Origin of the sequence: Streptomyces sp. NPDC005784, from assembly GCF_042871525.1 — a bacterium.
Classification (GTDB): Bacteria; Actinomycetota; Actinomycetes; order Streptomycetales; family Streptomycetaceae; genus Streptomyces.
Map to the genome: position 1 here is coordinate 70616 of NZ_JBIAIQ010000027.1, position 15933 is coordinate 86548.

Sequence of the window (15933 nt, forward strand, 5' to 3'; positions counted from 1 at the left end):
TGCACTGCGACTAGTCTCTAGTCAACTAGTTCAACCGTGGGTAGCATCGAGCCATGAGCACTGCGCCCCGGAGTTCCCCCCTCGCCCTGACCGTCCTGGCCCTGCTGCACTACAAGCCACTGCATCCCTACGGCGTCCAGCGTCTGCTGAAGGAATGGGGAAAGGACCAGGTCGTCAACGTCGGCCAGCGGGCCGGCCTGTACCGGACCATGGACCGCCTGCTCACCGCCGGACTGATCGCCGTCCGCGAGACGGGCCGGGACGCGCAGTACCCGGAGCGCACGGTCTACGAGGTCACCGACGCGGGCAGCGAGACGGCGCACCGCTGGCTCGACGAGATGCTCTCCACGCCGAAGCAGGAGTTCCCGGAGTTTCCCGCCGCGCTGTCGCTGCTCATGATGCTGACGCCGGAGGCACTGCAGGATGCGCTCAGCCGCCGCGCCGAGGCCTTGGAGGCGACGCTCGCTCGACACGAGGCGGACCTCGCCCGGGAAGCGGAGAGCGGGCTGCCGCGGATCGCGACGCTGGAGTTGGGGTACCTGCGCACGATGACGGAGGCGGAACTGGCGTGGGTCCGGGGCGTGCTGGCCGACTTCGCGGACGGACACCTGGCCTGGTCACCCGAGGAACTGCTCGCACACGCGGGCGATGACGGGTGATCACCCGGACGGCTGGGCAGCGCACGACCGTAGCAATGCGCAGCCGGTGCCGCGGGCCGGCAGTCCTGCACCCCCGCCCCCTTCCGCGCGCCGCATGACCCGGGCGCCGTCGGGGTTCACCGTCATCAGCGTCCATGGACGCGTGGCGAGGCTCGGGGTCAACGGGCCGGAGGCGAGGTCTGTGCAGCGGGCCGTGGACGTGGTGTCAGTCGGCGGTCAGGTCGCCGGGGGCGATCAGGCCGGTCTCGTAGGCGAGAACGACGGCCTGGGCTCGGTCGCGGAGGGCGAGCTTGGCGAAGATCCGGGCGACGTGGGTCTTCACGGTGGCCTCGCTGAGGGTGAGGGCCGCGGCGAGCTCGGCGTTCGACAGGCCCCGGCCCATCAGGGCCAGCACCTCGAGTTCACGGGGGGTCAGCGGCGCCAGGTCGCGGTGGATCGCGGGGGTGCGGGCCGCGGCCGCCGCAGCGGTGGCGGGGCTGTGTGCCGTGTCGGTCCGGCCGGCGCTGCGCGTCGTCGCGTAGCGCTCGATGAGGCGGCGGGTGATCGAGGGAGCGAGCAGTGCGTCTCCGGTGTTCACCAGTCGTACGGCTGCCGCAAGGTGGGCGGCGGTGACGTCCTTGAGCAGAAAGCCACTGGCACCGGCGGCGAGCGCCGCGTAGACGTAGTGGTCGAGGTCGAACGTGGTGAGCATGAGCACCCGGCAGTGCGGGAGCAGCCCAAGGACACGCTTGGCGGCCTGAAGGCCGTCCAGATGGGGCATCCGGATGTCCATCAGGAGGACGTCCGGGCGCAGCCGTTCGGCTTCCGTGACGGCCTGCACGCCGTCCGCGGCCTCGCCGACGACGTCGATGCCGCGCGAGGTGAGGATGAGGCGGAAGCCGGTTCGGATGAGTTCCTCGTCGTCGGCGATGAGGACGCGCGGGGCGCCGGTGTCTGCCCTCCGGTCCGATTCCGGAACGCGGTGGGCGCGGCGGTCGGCGGCGGACTCGGTCACGGGCGCTCCAAGGGGATACGTGCGCGGACGCGGAAGCCGCCGCCGATGCGGCGCCGGGCGTCGAAGTGCCCGCCGTAGACGGCGACACGCTCGCGCAGACCGATCAGGCCGCGCCCGGCGCCGTCGCCCTGGTGCTTGCGGGCATCCGATCGGGCACGAGTGCTCCGGTTGTCGGCGGTCAGCACACTCGGTCCGCTGTTGAGCACCTCGACCCGCAGACTGCGGTCGGCGTAACGCACCGTCACCCCCGCCTTGCCGCCGTCGCCGTACTTGAGCGCGTTGGTCAGCGCCTCCTGGATGATCCGGTAGGCGGTGACGTCGACGCCGGGTGCCAGTCGGCGCGGTTCACCCGACATCCGCACCTCGACCGGGAGACCTGCGAACGCGATGCGGTCGACGAGGGTGCCCAGGTGACTCAGACTCGGCTGCGGCGCGAGCCCGGAGAGGTCTCCTTCGCCGTACCCCTCGGCTTCGTCATCGTCGTCGCCGTCGGGTGACGGCGCCAGCAGGCCCAGCAGATGGCGCAGTTCGGTCATCGCGTCGCGTCCGGCACCCTCGACGGCCCGCAGTGCGGTCTCCGCCTCGTCCGGCAGGGTGGCCAGCACCTCGCGCGCGGCGCTCGCCGATACGACCATCAGGCTGACCTTGTGACTGACGATGTCGTGCAACTCGCGGGCGATGCGCGCCCGTTCAGCCGCCACCGCCGTGCGGGCGGCGCCCTCCCGTTCACGCTCCAGCAGCCAGCCCCGGTCCTCCAGGACCCTGCGGTAGCGGCGGCCGGCGCGCGCCAGCAGCACGGCAGAGACCCCGGCCACCGCCAGGCACACCGCCGCGAGGGCGATGAGCAGCCGACCCGTCCCCGATGTCCACACGCCGTACATCGTGCCAGGCAACCGGCGGCCGGACGTCCATCTGCGGGCCCACCCCGTACATCCCAAGGATGAGCAGCGCCTCGGGTTACCTCCCGGGGCTGACGCCCGGACGGTCCACGCCGCCTACCGTCCCTGCCATGAGCACCGAAGACATCAGCGGTACGGCCCCCGGGACCGGCCCCACCGCCGTGCGCGACCCGGACGTCGTGCGGGTGAGCGGCTTGCGCAAGGACTACGGCGACACCGTCGCCCTGAACGGGGTGTCGCTGGAGATCGGCGCCGGAGAGGCGGTGGCGGTGATGGGGCCGTCCGGCTGCGGCAAATCCACCCTGCTCAACATGATCGCCGGCCTCGACCGGCCGACTTCCGGCTCGGTCCGCGTGCACGGCGAGGACCTGGGCCGGGTAAGCGAGACAGGGCTTGCGCTCTTCCGGCGCCGCCGGATCGGCATGGTCTTCCAGTTCTTCAACCTCATCGACGACCTGCCCGCGATCGACAACGTCGCCCTGGCCGCCCAGCTCACCGGAACGCCGGCCCGTCAGGCCCGGCGCCGGGCCCTGGAGTTGCTGGACGAACTCGGCATCGCCGACCGCAGGAACGTCTACCCCGCCGCGCTGAGCGGCGGCGAGCGCCAGCGGGTCGCGGTGGCCCGCGCGCTGATGAACCGTCCCGCGCTGCTGCTCGCCGACGAGCCGACCGGCGCGCTGGACAGCCACTCGGGCGAGCAGGTGATGGACCTGCTCATCGACCTGAACGAACTCGGCCAGACCCTGCTTCTGGTGACGCACGACCAGCGACTGGCGACGCGCTGCGCCAGCCGCCTCGTGACGATGGCGGACGGCCGGATCACCGGCGAGCGGACCCTGGAGCGGTCGGCATGAGCGCGGTGTGGCGCGCCTCGCGCGCGGCCGTGCGTCGCCGTCGGCTGCAGACCTCCGTGATCGGGGCGGTGGTCCTTGTCTCCAGCATGGCCCTCGTGGTCGCCCTGGGCCTGCTGGACGTCGCGTCCGGACCGTTCGACCGGATCTTCGGCCAGGCACACGGCGCGCACGTCATCGCCACCTTCGACGCGGCCAAGGTCTCCGGCGCGGAGCTGGCACGGACCGCGCACCGTTCGGGCGTGCGGGCCTCGGCCGGACCGTTCCCGCAGGCCGTGGTCGACATGCCGCAGAACGCGGCGTCCGAGATGCCCGGGATGGGGCCCGGCCCGCTGAGCGTGGTGGGGCGGGCGGAGCCCGGTGGTCCCGTCGACCACCTCGACCTCTTCGCCGGGCACTGGGCCACCGGCCCCGGCCAGATCGTCCTGGCGTTCCCGGACGCACCCGGGATGGGCAAGGGCCCGCACTCGCCGATCGGCAAGCGGATCCAGCTGCCCGGACTGCGGCCGCTGACCGTCGTCGGCCTCGCGTCCAGCGTCAGCGGAACAGCGCAGGCATGGGTCTCCACGCAGCAGATCACGGCCCTGCACCCGACGACGTACCAGATGCTGTACCGGTTCGACCGGGCTGGGACAGCCCGTCAGATCACGGCGGACACCGCAGTGGTGACCGGCGGCCTGCCGTCCGGATCACTGATCGCGAGGCAGTCATACCTCACATTGAAGGCACAACTCGCGGCCAAACCAGATGCCTTCGTACCGTTCCTCATGGCCTTCGGCATCCTCGGCCTGCTGGTGGCGGTCCTCATCGTGGCCAATGTGGTGAGCGGTGCCGTGGTGTCCGGCTTCCGGCGCATCGGCGTGCTCAAGTCCCTTGGATTCACGCCCAATCAGGTGGTCGCGGTCTACCTGGTGATGGTCTGCGTCCCCGCGGTGGCGGGCGCGGCGATCGGCACGGCCCTGGGCGCAGTGGTGGCGCGACCATTGCTGCACCAGGTCTTTCAAGGCGCGGACCTCAGCACGGTGAACGTCACGCCGACGATCGGCTCCTGGGTGTACGCGACCACGGTGCTCGGCATGCCGGCCGTGGTGTCGCTGGCCGCGCTGATCCCGGCTCTGCGCGCGCACCGGATGTCCGCGGCACGGGCGATCAGCGCGGGCAGCTCGCCCGCCGGCGGACGGGGGCTCGCGGTGCAGCGGTGGCTGACCGGGGTGCGGCTGCCGCGCCCGGTGACCCTGGGCCTCGGCCTGCCCTTCGCACGGCCCGGGCGGGCGCTGCTCACCGTCTGCGCGGTACTGCTCGGGGTGGCGACGGTCACATTCGCCACCGGCCTGTCGGCCACGATGGTCTCCTACGGCGACGCGGTCGAGGGCGCCGGCAAGGTTCAGGTGATCGTCTGGCGAGGGGAAACCAGGTTCGGGCAGACCGCCCCCGAGCACGGCGACGCCGCGACCCAGGTGCTGTTGCGCGGACTGCCGCACGCGGCGGACGTGTCCGGCGTGGGCTACGCGGACGTGCGGCTGCCCGGCCAGAGCCAGGACGTATCGCTCGAGGGCGATCGCGGGGGCCGGTCGGCTCTGCAGGACGACCTGGCCAGGGGCCGCTGGATGCGCGGGCCCGGCGAGGTGGTGGCCTCCGGCAGGTTCCTGGCCAAGCACGGTCTGCGGCTCGGTGACTCCTTCGTGCTGGGCGCGGCGGACAGTCGGCAGGAACGGGTCACCCTGGTCGGGGAGGTCATGTCCGGGCCGGCGGACTGGATGCGCGCGGACTGGGGGACGGTGACCGCCCTGGCACCGGGTGCGCAGGCAAACCAGTACTGGGTGCGGCTCACCCCCGGAGCCGATGTCAGCGCCTACATGAAGGCCGTTCGGGCCGCCGACCCCGGGCTCTACCCGGACGCGAAGACATCGGTGAACGCCGGGGCCCTGACGGTGATCGGTTCCGCGTCCGTGCTGACCCTGATGCTGACGGTGGTCGCCGCGATGGGGGTGTTCAACACGGTCGTACTGAGCAGTCGGGAGCGGCGGCGCGACCTGGGGATGCTGAAATCGATCGGCATGACGCCGCGGCAGGTCACGGCGATGATGGTGGTGTCCATGGCCGGGCTGGGTCTGGTCGGCGGGCTCCTCGGGCTGCCGCTGGGAGTCGCGGCCTACCGCGTGGTGATCCCGATGACCGAGCACAGCGCCCATCTCGCCTTGCCCGCACGGATGCTGGACGTGTGGCATCCCGGGTCGATGGCGCTGCTGGCCCTGGCCGGGGTGGCGATCGCCGCACTGGGCGCGGTGATTCCGGCGCGTGCGGCGGCACGGCAGACCATCGCCCGAGTCCTGCACACCGAGTGACGGCGGCGCCGCATCGGAAGAAAGGGCTTCCGGGACGTTACGCGTCCTATGCCCCCCACCTGGCCGTCCTGGTGTTGCCCCGAGCGGATGGGAATCTCTGAAATCCGCAGCTGATGGGGATCTCTGAAGTCGGCCAGGCCGCTCGTCGCCTTGCTCCGTCCGCGTTCAACGAAGCGCGGAGGCAGCCGTCTACGCTCTCGACATGCAGCGCAGCGATATCACTCGGGACGACGGCACTTGGGCGGGCCTGTGCCTGGACGTACAGGCCCGCCGCCTGCCGGGACTGTGCGTGTTCAGTGCCGACGCGCGACTGCTGGTCTCCCAACTGTCGCGGCCTGTACTGCTCGCCGTTGTCGACGAGCAGCTCCAGGGCGTGGACTTCTGGCGCACCGACGAGTACCGCTCCTTCGTCCCGCCGCTGCGCGCCGATGTGGGGCGCGCTCTGGCGGGCGGCCCGGAACGGTGGGCTCACCGCTTCGCGCAGTACCTCATGAACTCGCCGGACAGCCCGCTGCACTGCTCTCGCACGAGAGTCCGTTCGAGCGCTGGCGCCAAGCTGACACTTCGCACGCCCAGTACTGGAGCTCGATGCTCGTCGAAGGCCACCCGGACGGATACATCGACTGGTTCGTCCACTCCGGATCGTGGGAGGTCCTGCCGCTGCGGCCGATGCCCGACGCCGACGAAAGCCGCGTCAAGGCGTACCGCAAGCAGGCCCGGGAAGGAACGCTCCCACCCGTCCTGTTGTGGTGGGTCAGCGGCCTGGACTGCCATCTGATCCTGGACGGTCATGCCCGGCTCACAGCGGCGATCGCCGAGTCCGTCGAGCCTCCGCTGCTGCATTTGCACCGCACACTGCGGCGCGACGACCTGGCCGCGCGCATCGATGAGGCCGTGGACTCCTACGAGTACGAACTGGCCCGCTTCGCCGAACTCCGCGCCCTCCACGGCCACACCGTCCCGGACGGCGCCGCCACCACCGGCCCACGGTTCGCCCGCGTCCTCCGCGACCTGCACACCGCGAAACAGCCGAACTGGGCCTGGCCCCTGCCCGGCGGGAAGACCCAGTGGCATCGCACCACACGCGAGGTGACCGCAGGCCAGGACTGGCCCCGTATCTGAGTCCTGCCGAATCCCTCCCGCTGGCTGGCTATCGGGCGCCCCCTTCTTGTAGGGCCCATTCGCCGGTCTGCCCCGGGGCGGATACACCGATCAGGCACCCTCTGCTCCCGGGCTATCGGGTTCGCGCCCAGACACGCTTCACGCGTGAGCGATGAGTTCGGGAGGCGGATCGGGTCTGCCCTGGTATGACTCGAATCATCGCTGACATCTCGGTCTCCCTCGACGGATTCGTCACCGGGCCCGACCCCGGCCCGGACAACGGCCTGGGTACGGGCGGCGAGGCCTTGCACACCTGGGCGTTTTCCGACGACCCCGACGACGGCCGGGTCCTGCGCGAGGGGACCGCTCGCTCGGGCGCCGTCGTCCTCGGCCGCCGGCTCTTCGACCTGGTCGACGGGCCGAACGGCTGGGACGACAGGTCCGGCTACGGCGCCGGGGAGGTCGGCAAGCCCGCGTTCGTCGTCGTGACGAGCTCGCCGCCCAAGTCGGTGCGGCTCACCGACCTCGACTGGACGTTCGTCACCACCGGTCTGCCCGACGCCATCACCGCCGCGCGCGAGCGCGCCGAAGCGGCGTCGTCACCCAGCGGCACGGACCTCGACGTCGTCCTCATGGGTGGCGGCGCCACGATCGGCTCGGCGCTCGACGCAGGGCTGGTCGACATGCTGTCCCTGCACCTCGCGCCCGTCATGCTGGGCGCCGGGACGCCACTGTTCACCGGCGGACCGCCGCGCACGCTGGTGCAACGGAGCGTGACCTCGACATCGACCGCGACACACCTGACGTACGACGTCCTTTGACGGCATCGTTGCGGACCTTCCCATCGAGCTGTCATCGGCGCCCTGGTAGGGCGAGAGTGCCGGGAAGGCCGGGCTCGGCTACCTGTCCCTGCCGCGGGCGCGGGGATTCGGGTACGCCGTCGACGCGTGCGCGGGGGCAAAACGCTGTCTGTCCGTCTTCGTGGACGATGGCAAGGGGCGCACACGTCGAGTGACGGCTTGATTCGAGCGGGTCCGATTCGCTCGAAGTCTCAGATGATCGAGTCCCCCGGGCTGTTCCATCGGCGGACATTGCGTCTGAGGACGGACATGGACCGGTCGTCACACCAGGGATCGCGCGATGCGGAATCCGACGTCGTCGACCTGGAAGGTCGGGTGGCTGCGGCGCCGCGCGGAGGCCCGGCAGCTCCAGTGCTCATCGAACCAACCACCGCCACGGAGCACCCGGTAGGTGCCGTAGACCTCGGCGTCGTACACGTCCCAGCACCAGTCCCAGACGTTGCCGAGCATGTCGTGAATCCCCCACGCGTTGGGGCGTTTGCCGCCCACCTCGTGGATGCGCTCGTGCGAGTTACCGCGGTACCAAGCGATCTCGTCGAGTTCCCCGTAGCGCGGTCCTGCCGTACCCGCACGGCAGGCGTGCTCCCACTCGGCTTCGGTCGGCAGTCGGTACCCGTCGGCGGACACGTCCCACTCGATACCTTCGCCGTCCGCATGGAAGTGGTACGCGGGCGTGATCCCGTCGTACTGGGACAGGGCGTTGCAGAACCGCGCCGCGTCCCACCAGGAGACGCACTCGACGGGCAACTGGTCCCCATGGGCGGTACTCGGCCGTTGGCCTGCGACCTGGGCGTACAGCGCCTGGGTGACCGGGAATGCCGCGAGCTGGTAAGGCGCAACCTCGACCGACCAACTGCGCTGGGTCCGCCGGTCCGACAGCGTCACCTGCCCCGGCGGAATGGCGATCATCTCGCTCCCGGTCATCACGTCCATGATCAGGGAATCCTACCGAGACCTGCCAGTGCGAAGCGGCAGAGCCGAAACAGATCGCCCGCGACAAGGGAGACCGCGTGACGCGAGGCAACGAGGCAACGAGGACGGTATCGGTGCAGCTCAGCGCTGGATTTGCCTTTTGGTTGATCTTGTCGACATTGAAGCTCCGCCATCTTGAAGTGGCTGGGCAGCGGGTTGGCGTGACCTCGTTCCGGGGTGCTCGTGCTGGTCGTGGGCGGCAGTCTGGGGTGTAAATCGTCCGGCGGGGTGGTTTGCCGATGAGTTGACCGACCTCGAACGGTCTACCCAGCGACACGACCGTTCTCGACAGGAGTGCCATGTCCACCATCCAGCCAGTGATCTTGACTGCCGACCAGGACGTTCTGCTCGGCTTCTATACGAAATTGTTCGGGGCTGAGGAGATCTTCCGGGTACCGGCGGAAGGCCCGGCCTTCTACCTCGGCTTGCGCATCGGCGACACCGACCTCGGGCTGGTGGCCAAGACGACCCCGGAGACCGGGGCGGCACCGCGGATGCTGCTCAGCATCAGTGTCGACGACGTCGACGAGACGCTCGGCCGGGTGGCGGCGCTGGGCGGCTCGGTCCACGGCGGCCCCACCGACATGCCCTGGGGACAGCGCGTCGCCCACATCCAGGACCCGGACGGCAACCCGGTGAACCTCACTCAGCCGATCCCGGCCCGGTGACGCTGTTCCGGGGGCATGGGCTGGTCGTGAACTACCTGCGTTGAAGTGCTCTCCCGGCTGAAGCCGGGAGATTCCTGCTTACCTCGCGGCAGCGGGCTTGACGCGCTTCGCGCGCCTGACGACTGCCCTCCCGGCAGCCGGGACGAGCGCGAGGCCCATCCGGTACAGGTGCAAGACGTTCCGGGCTGCGTTGTGGTCGGCGTTGCCCGACCAGCCGCAGTCCGGGTTCCTGCACACGAACACGGCCTGGCTCTCCCGGCTCCCGGGCGTGATGAAACCGCATGCTGAGCAGCGCCGGGATGTGTTCGGGGCCGGGACCTTGTTCAGAGTGCCGCCGAACCGGGCAGTCTTGTACGCCAGCATGGTGACCGTACGGCCCCATGCCTCGCCGCTGATGGAGCGGTTCAGCCCAGATTTCTGGGCAACGTTCTTCCCCGGCTCTTCGACCGTTCCCTTGGCGGACTTGACCATGTTCGTGATGCTGAGTGCTTCGACCACGACGGTGCCGTACTGCCTGGCGATGGCGGTGGTCGTCTGGTGCTGCCAGTCCAGGGCCCGGCGCTTGGCTTTCGCGCGCAGTCCTGCGATCTGGTCATAGGTGCGGTGCAGTCGGCGGCTGGTGCGCTCGCCGGGCTTGCGGTGCTGCTTACGCTGCGCGGCACGCTGCTCCAAGTGCAGGAGCTTGGCCTTCTCCTTGCCGGTCAGCCATGCGTCGTGCTCGTACGTTTCGCCGTCCGAAAGGGCTATGGGCACGGTGACGCCCACGTCGATGCCGACGTCCGGTCCCTGGTGGGGATCGGGCTTGACCTGAAGGGTCTGAACACGGAAGGCGATGTGCCAGCCGAGCGCGTCCTTGATCAGTCGTGCCCCGGTGATCCGGTTCTCCGCGCCTGCACGCTTGCCTACGGGCAGGTCTTTGGTCCACCGGAAGCGGACCCGGCCCACCTTGGGAATGTTGACCATGCCCCAGCGGCGGTGCACGCGGGTGATGTTCAGGTCCCGGCCCTGCGGGATGTCCACGGACATCACCGTGCGGAACCGGCCCTTGAAGTTCGGGGCGTCGGCGCGGCCCTCCCAGCAGTTCTTCCACGCCTGGAAGTACGTCTTGAGTACCGCTTGCGCGGCCTGGGCGGGGAGGACGGCGAGAAAGTCGATGTCCTCGCGGGCCTGTCGGATCGCGGCGTCCGCGTTCGCGAGTGTCCGCTTCTCCTTCGGCATCATCTGCCACCACGCGTGCAGCAGGTTCCACATCGTGCGGGCCGCGTGCGCCTGGTCGTCTGTCTTCAACATCCCGGCAGGCGACAGCGCGAGCCGGGCACGGTGCCCGAACTGCCGCTTGACCAGGGTGTTGTGACTCACAATCGAGAGCCTACCGTTGGTTTATGTCACCGCGCTGGAACCCTAATCCCGATTTCAGAACCGGTCGCCATGTTGTCTACAACCTGCACGTTCACTTGGTTTTTGTCACGAAGTACCGGCGGAAGGCGTTCACCGACGCCATGCTGACCCGCACAGAAGAGATCATGCGGGAGGTCTGCGCCGACTTCGAGGCCGAGCTGAAACAGTTCAACGGCGAACAGGACCACGTCCACCTGCTCGTGCACTACCCGCCCAAAGTCCAGCTCTCCAAGCTGGTCAACTCCCTCAAGGGCGTCAGCTCGCGCAGACTCCGCCAGGAGTACGACAGCCACGTCCGCCGGTACCTGTGGGGTGGACACTTCTGGTCCGGCTCCTACTTCGCAGGATCATGCGGCGGGGCACCCCTGACCGTCGTCAAGCAGTACATCGAAAACCAGCAGCGCCCCGTCTGACCGTCACCCCTGAGGCGCAGAGCACTCCGGCGCTTCGCGCCTCCGGGCCAAGGATGGCCTTCACCCCCGCCCTGAAGGGCGGAGCACCGGCCAAGATCAGAGGTAGAGATCTGACATCGGGATCCGGACCATCCGAGTCGGCCGTAAGGCTCAGGGTCGGCCGCGGTATTGCGGCCGATTCCCTGGGCCGAAACCCGAAACCCGAAACCGGAGATCCGAGGAAACGACTCTCGGATTACCGTGCACCAGCCCAGAATTGGGCGCCGGCCAATCCGGCTTGATCTGCCTTCTGACAGGAGTAGCGGCCGGGACGGCGAACCCGTGAACGGTCACCCCAGCCGCTGGCATCAGGATCTTCGAGCCCGGCCACTCGTGTGAGTGGTGTTCGTGCCATTCGTACCGCTCCGAGGAGCCGAGTCGGTAGGTTTTGGCACGCTCAGGCCCGCGACACGCCCGCTAGTACCGCGCGACCGCGCTCAACGAGTCGCGAAGAGATGACGAGGTGAGACATGACCGTTCCCGCCTCGCACCGACGGGCCGTCGTGTCGGCCCACCTGCGCCGGCACCTTGATGAACAGGCGCTGCTCCAGCCGCTCCTCGACCGGATCGGCCCTGGCGTCGGCCAAAGCGTCACAGTCCGCGGGCAGTTCGAAGGCCGCCTCGTGACTCCCTCGGGCGTCGTCATCAACCACGCCGGCGACGACGTCCTGCGCATCCCTCAGCTCGCCCCCGTCACCCTGCAGCCGCAGACCGTGGAGGCCGGAGCAGCGCAGTGGCGGCCGCCGCCGGAACTCGGCGATCCGGTTCTGCGCGCGCGGGCGCTCTCGAGCCTCGGCCGGCCACACGCGGACCGCCCGGTCCCACCGGGTTCAAGGCCGCCGTCATCCTGCAACTCACGCACCAGCACGGCTGGATCATCCGAGATCGTCCGCCGCCCCGACAACAGGCCCGCGTCCGGCGAGAGGACCGCCCGGTGAGCCAGCACCGTTCCGCGCGCGCGGCCGTGCTCTCGGCCGGATCCTGGGGCACCGCCGTCGCCAAAGTCCTGGCCGATGCCGGCAGCACCGTCATCGTGCACGCCCGCCGCTGCGAGATCGCCGACGCGATCAACACGGTTCACCGCAACCCCGGCTACTTTCCGGACGTCGAGCTGCCCGCTTCCCTGACGGCCACGACCGACCCGGCCGCCGCGCTGGACGGCGCGGAATATCTCGTACTGTCCATCCCCGCACAGTCCCTGCGCACCAACCTCGCCGCGTGGGCACCGCACATCGGGCCCGACACCGTGATCGTGTCGCTGATGAAGGGCATCGAACTCGGCAGCGGGGAACGGCCAAGCCGGGTCATCACCGAGGTGACCGGCGTGAGCGCGGACCGGGTCGCCGTACTGTCGGGTCCCAACCTCGCCCGCGAGATCATGGACGGACGACCCGCCGCCGCCACCATCGCGTGCCCCGACGAGAACGCCGCCCGCCGCTTCCAACAGGCGTGCCACACCCCCTACTTCCGGCCCTACACCAGCACCGACGTGACAGGCTGCGAGCTGGGCGGCGCGGTCAAGAACGTCATCGCCCTGGCCGTCGGCATCGCCTCCGGCATGGGCCTGGGCGACAACGCCGCAGCCATGCTCGTCACCCGCGGGCTGGCCGAGACCACCCGGCTGGCCGTGGCCCTGGGCGCCCAACCGGCGACCCTCGCAGGGCTTGCCGGCCTCGGCGACCTGGCGGCCACCTGCACCTCCCCGCTCTCCCGCAATCGCACCTTCGGCACCCACCTCGGTAACGGCCTGAGCGTCGAACAAGCCACCGCCGCCACCCGCCAGACCACCGAGGGCGTCAAGTCCGCCGAGGCGATCCTGGCCCTGGCCCACGCTCACGGCGTCGAAATGCCGATCACGGAAGTGATCTCCGCTCTGCTGCACAAGAGAGTCACCCTCGACCAGGCAACCACCATGCTGATGCAACGTCCCCCCAAACCCGAGCGCTGACCCTCGCTCCCTCAGGGGCTACAGGGTGTGGTGCAGCCAGCGCTGGAGCACGTTGTTGACGTCTGCGGGCAGGGCGCTGATCTGGTCGATGACGGCACGGTCTTCGGGCATCGGCGGGATGCCCGCGGCGGTGAGTGTGGCATGCAGGTCGAGGCGTCGCCGGTCGTGCGGGTCGAGGGTGTAGCCCAGGCGGCGGGCGGGGTCGGGCGCCGGCAGGTAGGCGTCGATGTCATCGCAGGGCTGGTCCGGAACCGGCCAGGCACCGTCCCGGGACGATGCGGCATAGGGGTCGACGAAGGCATGGGAACCGAGGCTCTCACTGTTCCAGGGGGTCATCTCTGTCTCCTCACCAGGTGACGTACGAACTACCTCTCCAGAGCACCGCAAGGACCAGCCCGGTTGCGCCCGCAGCACAACACCACACGGACGGAGCCATCGACGGCTGATCACCTCGTGTGACCAGCAGACGACAGCCAGCGGCAGTCAACACTCCGAAGCCCCGCGAGCTTCGCGTGCGCGGCTCGGCAGTTCGGGCCCCTCGCCGGGACTGAAGTGGACCCCGTCATGACGAACGCCACTCGCGCCCCGTATACGCAGGCCGATGCCCCGGCTCGGCATCCCCTTCAAGCCCGTCCGGCACGGTCCACTGGCTGCTGGTGGTCGCGATGCCCGATGGACCCCAGGTGTCCGAGCCGTAGGCGGGGATCACGGCGCGACCGTTCCTGCCGGGGCTGCCACGAACGCCTTGACCAACCTGAATGCGCCTACCGATTCCTTAAGGAGTTGACCCCAGTCTTCATACACAAGGCCGGAACGACCGGCCCGAGGACGGAGACCATCATGCGCAAGCTCATCGCGGGAGCATTCGTCACACTCGACAGTGTGGTCCAGGACCCGGGCGGGTTCGGAGAGACCGAACGCGGCGGCTGGGCACTGGAGTACTTCGACGACATCGCGCGCCAGCGGGCCACCGACGCCCTGTTGGCCAGCGACACCTTCCTCCTGGGGCGGGCGACCTACGAGATCCTCGAGAAAGCCTGGTCGAACAACACCGGACCGTACGCCGAGGCGATGCACAACCTTCCCAAGGCCGTCGTCACGAACACCCTCAGCGGCCCGTTGCCGTGGAACGCCACCGCCCTCACCGGTGAAGCCGCAGAGACCGTCACGAAACTCAAGCAGCAGCCCGGCGGCAACATCATCATGTACGGCAGCTTCACCCTGATGCGAACCCTGCTTCAGCACAACCTGATCGACGAACTGAACCTCAACGTCCACCCCGTCGTCGTCGGCACGGGAAAACGACTCTTCGACACCGCGCTGCCGCGCTCGCTGCGGTTCATGGCCGCAACGCCGAGCTCGACCGGCGTCGTCACACTCACCTACGCACCGTAATCGCGAGCGGGACAGGCAATTCGACAACGGACACGAACCCTACCGGCACGAACTGCCGACGCACTGCTCTTGCATCCTCGGACCGGTGGACAACGCCAATGACGTGCCCCAGCAAAACCTGCCTGCGCGCGTGGCGTTCTCCTGAGCCGCCCGAAGACAGATGCCGGCACGTAACCGGCTCTCCATCCGCGTCCGAAGCCGAGCCGGACACCATCCAACCCTCCGGTTGGAGTACGTGGAGTACTTGGGGTACTTGGAGTCCATCGACAGCCTGCTGACTCCAGCGGGCTTCGACGACCGCGCTCGGACAAGGCCGGCCGAGCAGTCGAAGCCTCGTCCGGTCTGGCGGACCGACCAGGCAAGCGCCCGGGCCGGCCCGGCTCCCGGAACTTCCTTGTCGAGCCCGCCCGCCACGGCCTCGCCGCTCCTTCCGGCCTTGGGCACCCGACGCCTCCTGTTGGCGACTCAAGAAGCACCAGCTTTACGAACTCATGTCCCGTCAGTGCCTGTCGCCGTTCGGCAGTTGCTCACGCAGGACCGTACTCAGGGCGGTGGGTTCGCGGCCGAGCAAGGTGGCCAGTGTCGGGTCGACGGCGGCGAATTCGCCGGCGCGGCTGGCTGCGAAAATGCCGAGCAGTTGGTCTGCTGCCTCGACGGGAACACCGCGCCCCACCAACTGCTGCCGGAACTGGTCGTCGGGTGCGGTGGTCCTCGTCATGGTGCGGCCCGTGACCTGGGTGGCGATACCCGCGATGTCGTCGAAGGTGCGCCTGTGCTGCTGTGAGCGGGGGCGTAGGGCCGTCGAAGCAGCCTTCGTCGGCCAGGATGGCGGCGGCCGCGTCGGCGAGGTCGGCATGCGAGGTCCAGCTGACCGGTCCGTCCGCGGGGAGCGCCACCTGGCCGGACTGCATGGCATGACCGAGGAACTGCACCGCACTGGCGGCATAGAAGCCGTTGCGCAGCGAGGTGAACGGCACGCCGGAAGCGCGCAGTGCTCCCTCGGTGGCGGCATGGTCGCGGCAAGCCTGGAAATGCGACGAGGTGCCGGCACCCATGTGGCTGGTGTAGAGGATGCGGCGGGCACCTGCCGCGACGGCTCCATCGATGGCGGCGCGGTGCTGCTGCACGGCCTCTTCGCCCATCTTGTCGACAGAAACGATCAGTACTTGGGAGGCTCCCTCGAAGGCGTGCGCGAGGTCGGCGGCGGCGGTGAAGCTGCCTTGGCGCACCCGTACCCCCTGGTCGGCGAGTGCTTTCGCCTTCTGTGGGTCGCGGACACTGACGCCGACTCGGCCTGCCGGCACGCGTGTCAGCAACCTTTCGACGATCTGGTGTCCGAGCTGTCCGGTGGCGCCGGTCACGATGATCATGTTGCACTCCAGCGATCTGGT

At 69.4% G+C, this 15933-nt stretch carries 15 protein-coding genes and 1 pseudogene; 10 read left to right on the forward strand and 6 right to left on the reverse strand.

Annotation, left to right across the window (positions count from 1 at the left end):
• The first annotated feature begins 53 nt into the window (after positions 1–53).
• Positions 54–659, forward strand: a complete 606-nt coding sequence (locus ACFYR3_RS32320; protein ID WP_355855749.1) for a PadR family transcriptional regulator — start codon at positions 54–56, stop codon at positions 657–659.
• Between the two features lie 205 nt (positions 660–864).
• On the opposite strand, the gene ACFYR3_RS32325 is transcribed toward ACFYR3_RS32320, so the two are convergent.
• Positions 865–1569, reverse strand: a complete 705-nt coding sequence (locus ACFYR3_RS32325; RefSeq protein ID WP_389285521.1) for a response regulator — start codon at positions 1567–1569, stop codon at positions 865–867.
• Positions 1570–1649: 80 nt separating this feature from the next.
• On the reverse strand, positions 1650–2534 hold the full coding sequence (locus tag ACFYR3_RS32330; protein ID WP_389285481.1) for a sensor histidine kinase: 885 nt from the start codon (positions 2532–2534) through the stop codon (positions 1650–1652).
• A 128-nt stretch (positions 2535–2662) separates the two neighbouring features.
• Between ACFYR3_RS32330 and ACFYR3_RS32335 the strand changes: the two genes are divergently transcribed.
• The 4 genes from ACFYR3_RS32335 (at position 2663) to ACFYR3_RS32350 (ending at position 7670) form a co-directional block, all read left to right on the forward strand.
• Positions 2663–3406, forward strand: a complete 744-nt coding sequence (locus ACFYR3_RS32335) for an ABC transporter ATP-binding protein (protein ID WP_355855744.1) — start codon at positions 2663–2665, stop codon at positions 3404–3406.
• Positions 3403–5748, forward strand: a complete 2346-nt coding sequence (locus ACFYR3_RS32340; protein WP_389285483.1) for an ABC transporter permease — start codon at positions 3403–3405, stop codon at positions 5746–5748. Before ACFYR3_RS32335 ends, ACFYR3_RS32340 begins: the two co-directional genes overlap by 4 nt.
• Positions 5749–6336: 588 nt before the next feature.
• Positions 6337–6870, forward strand: coding sequence for a hypothetical protein (locus ACFYR3_RS32345; protein ID WP_389285485.1), 534 nt, complete (start codon positions 6337–6339; stop codon positions 6868–6870).
• Between the two features lie 185 nt (positions 6871–7055).
• Complete coding sequence (locus tag ACFYR3_RS32350; protein WP_355855735.1) at positions 7056–7670, forward strand: dihydrofolate reductase family protein; 615 nt, start codon at positions 7056–7058, stop codon at positions 7668–7670.
• A gap of 300 nt (positions 7671–7970) precedes the next feature.
• Here ACFYR3_RS32350 and ACFYR3_RS32355 read toward each other — a convergent pair whose 3' ends face one another.
• A complete protein-coding gene (locus ACFYR3_RS32355; RefSeq protein WP_355855732.1) occupies positions 7971–8642 on the reverse strand; it encodes an SUMF1/EgtB/PvdO family nonheme iron enzyme in 672 nt (223 codons plus the stop codon).
• Between the two features lie 338 nt (positions 8643–8980).
• Here ACFYR3_RS32355 and ACFYR3_RS32360 point away from each other — a divergent pair, with 338 nt between their 5' ends.
• Positions 8981–9349, forward strand: a complete 369-nt coding sequence (locus tag ACFYR3_RS32360; RefSeq protein ID WP_389285487.1) for a VOC family protein — start codon at positions 8981–8983, stop codon at positions 9347–9349.
• Between the two features lie 78 nt (positions 9350–9427).
• Here the strand turns inward: ACFYR3_RS32360 and ACFYR3_RS32365 are convergent, their stop codons facing one another.
• Positions 9428–10639: an RNA-guided endonuclease InsQ/TnpB family protein gene (locus ACFYR3_RS32365; protein WP_389285523.1), complete on the reverse strand. Its 1212-nt coding sequence runs from the start codon at positions 10637–10639 to the stop codon at positions 9428–9430.
• Positions 10640–10731: 92 nt separating this feature from the next.
• Between ACFYR3_RS32365 and tnpA the strand changes: the two genes are divergently transcribed.
• The 3 genes from tnpA to ACFYR3_RS32380 all read left to right on the forward strand — a co-directional run bounded on the left by tnpA (position 10732) and on the right by ACFYR3_RS32380 (position 13147).
• Positions 10732–11160 carry an IS200/IS605 family transposase gene (tnpA, locus tag ACFYR3_RS32370; RefSeq protein ID WP_355855723.1) on the forward strand — a complete coding sequence of 143 codons (429 nt, stop codon included), beginning with the start codon at positions 10732–10734 and terminating at the stop codon, positions 11158–11160.
• Between the two features lie 509 nt (positions 11161–11669).
• A complete protein-coding gene (locus ACFYR3_RS32375) occupies positions 11670–12137 on the forward strand; it encodes a hypothetical protein (RefSeq protein WP_355855720.1) in 468 nt (155 codons plus the stop codon).
• Positions 12134–13147 carry an NAD(P)H-dependent glycerol-3-phosphate dehydrogenase gene (locus ACFYR3_RS32380; protein WP_355855717.1) on the forward strand — a complete coding sequence of 338 codons (1014 nt, stop codon included), beginning with the start codon at positions 12134–12136 and terminating at the stop codon, positions 13145–13147. The genes ACFYR3_RS32375 and ACFYR3_RS32380 overlap by 4 nt, the downstream gene beginning before the upstream one ends.
• Positions 13148–13165: 18 nt before the next feature.
• Here ACFYR3_RS32380 and ACFYR3_RS32385 read toward each other — a convergent pair whose 3' ends face one another.
• Positions 13166–13483 (reverse strand): hypothetical protein, encoded by a 318-nt coding sequence (locus ACFYR3_RS32385; RefSeq protein ID WP_356784926.1) that lies wholly within the window; start codon positions 13481–13483, stop codon positions 13166–13168.
• A gap of 504 nt (positions 13484–13987) precedes the next feature.
• Here ACFYR3_RS32385 and ACFYR3_RS32390 point away from each other — a divergent pair.
• A complete protein-coding gene (locus ACFYR3_RS32390) occupies positions 13988–14542 on the forward strand; it encodes a dihydrofolate reductase family protein (protein WP_389285490.1) in 555 nt (184 codons plus the stop codon).
• A 499-nt stretch (positions 14543–15041) separates the two neighbouring features.
• Here ACFYR3_RS32390 and ACFYR3_RS32395 read toward each other — a convergent pair.
• A pseudogene (locus tag ACFYR3_RS32395) lies at positions 15042–15912 on the reverse strand (NAD(P)H-binding protein).
• Positions 15913–15933: the final 21 nt, after the last annotated feature.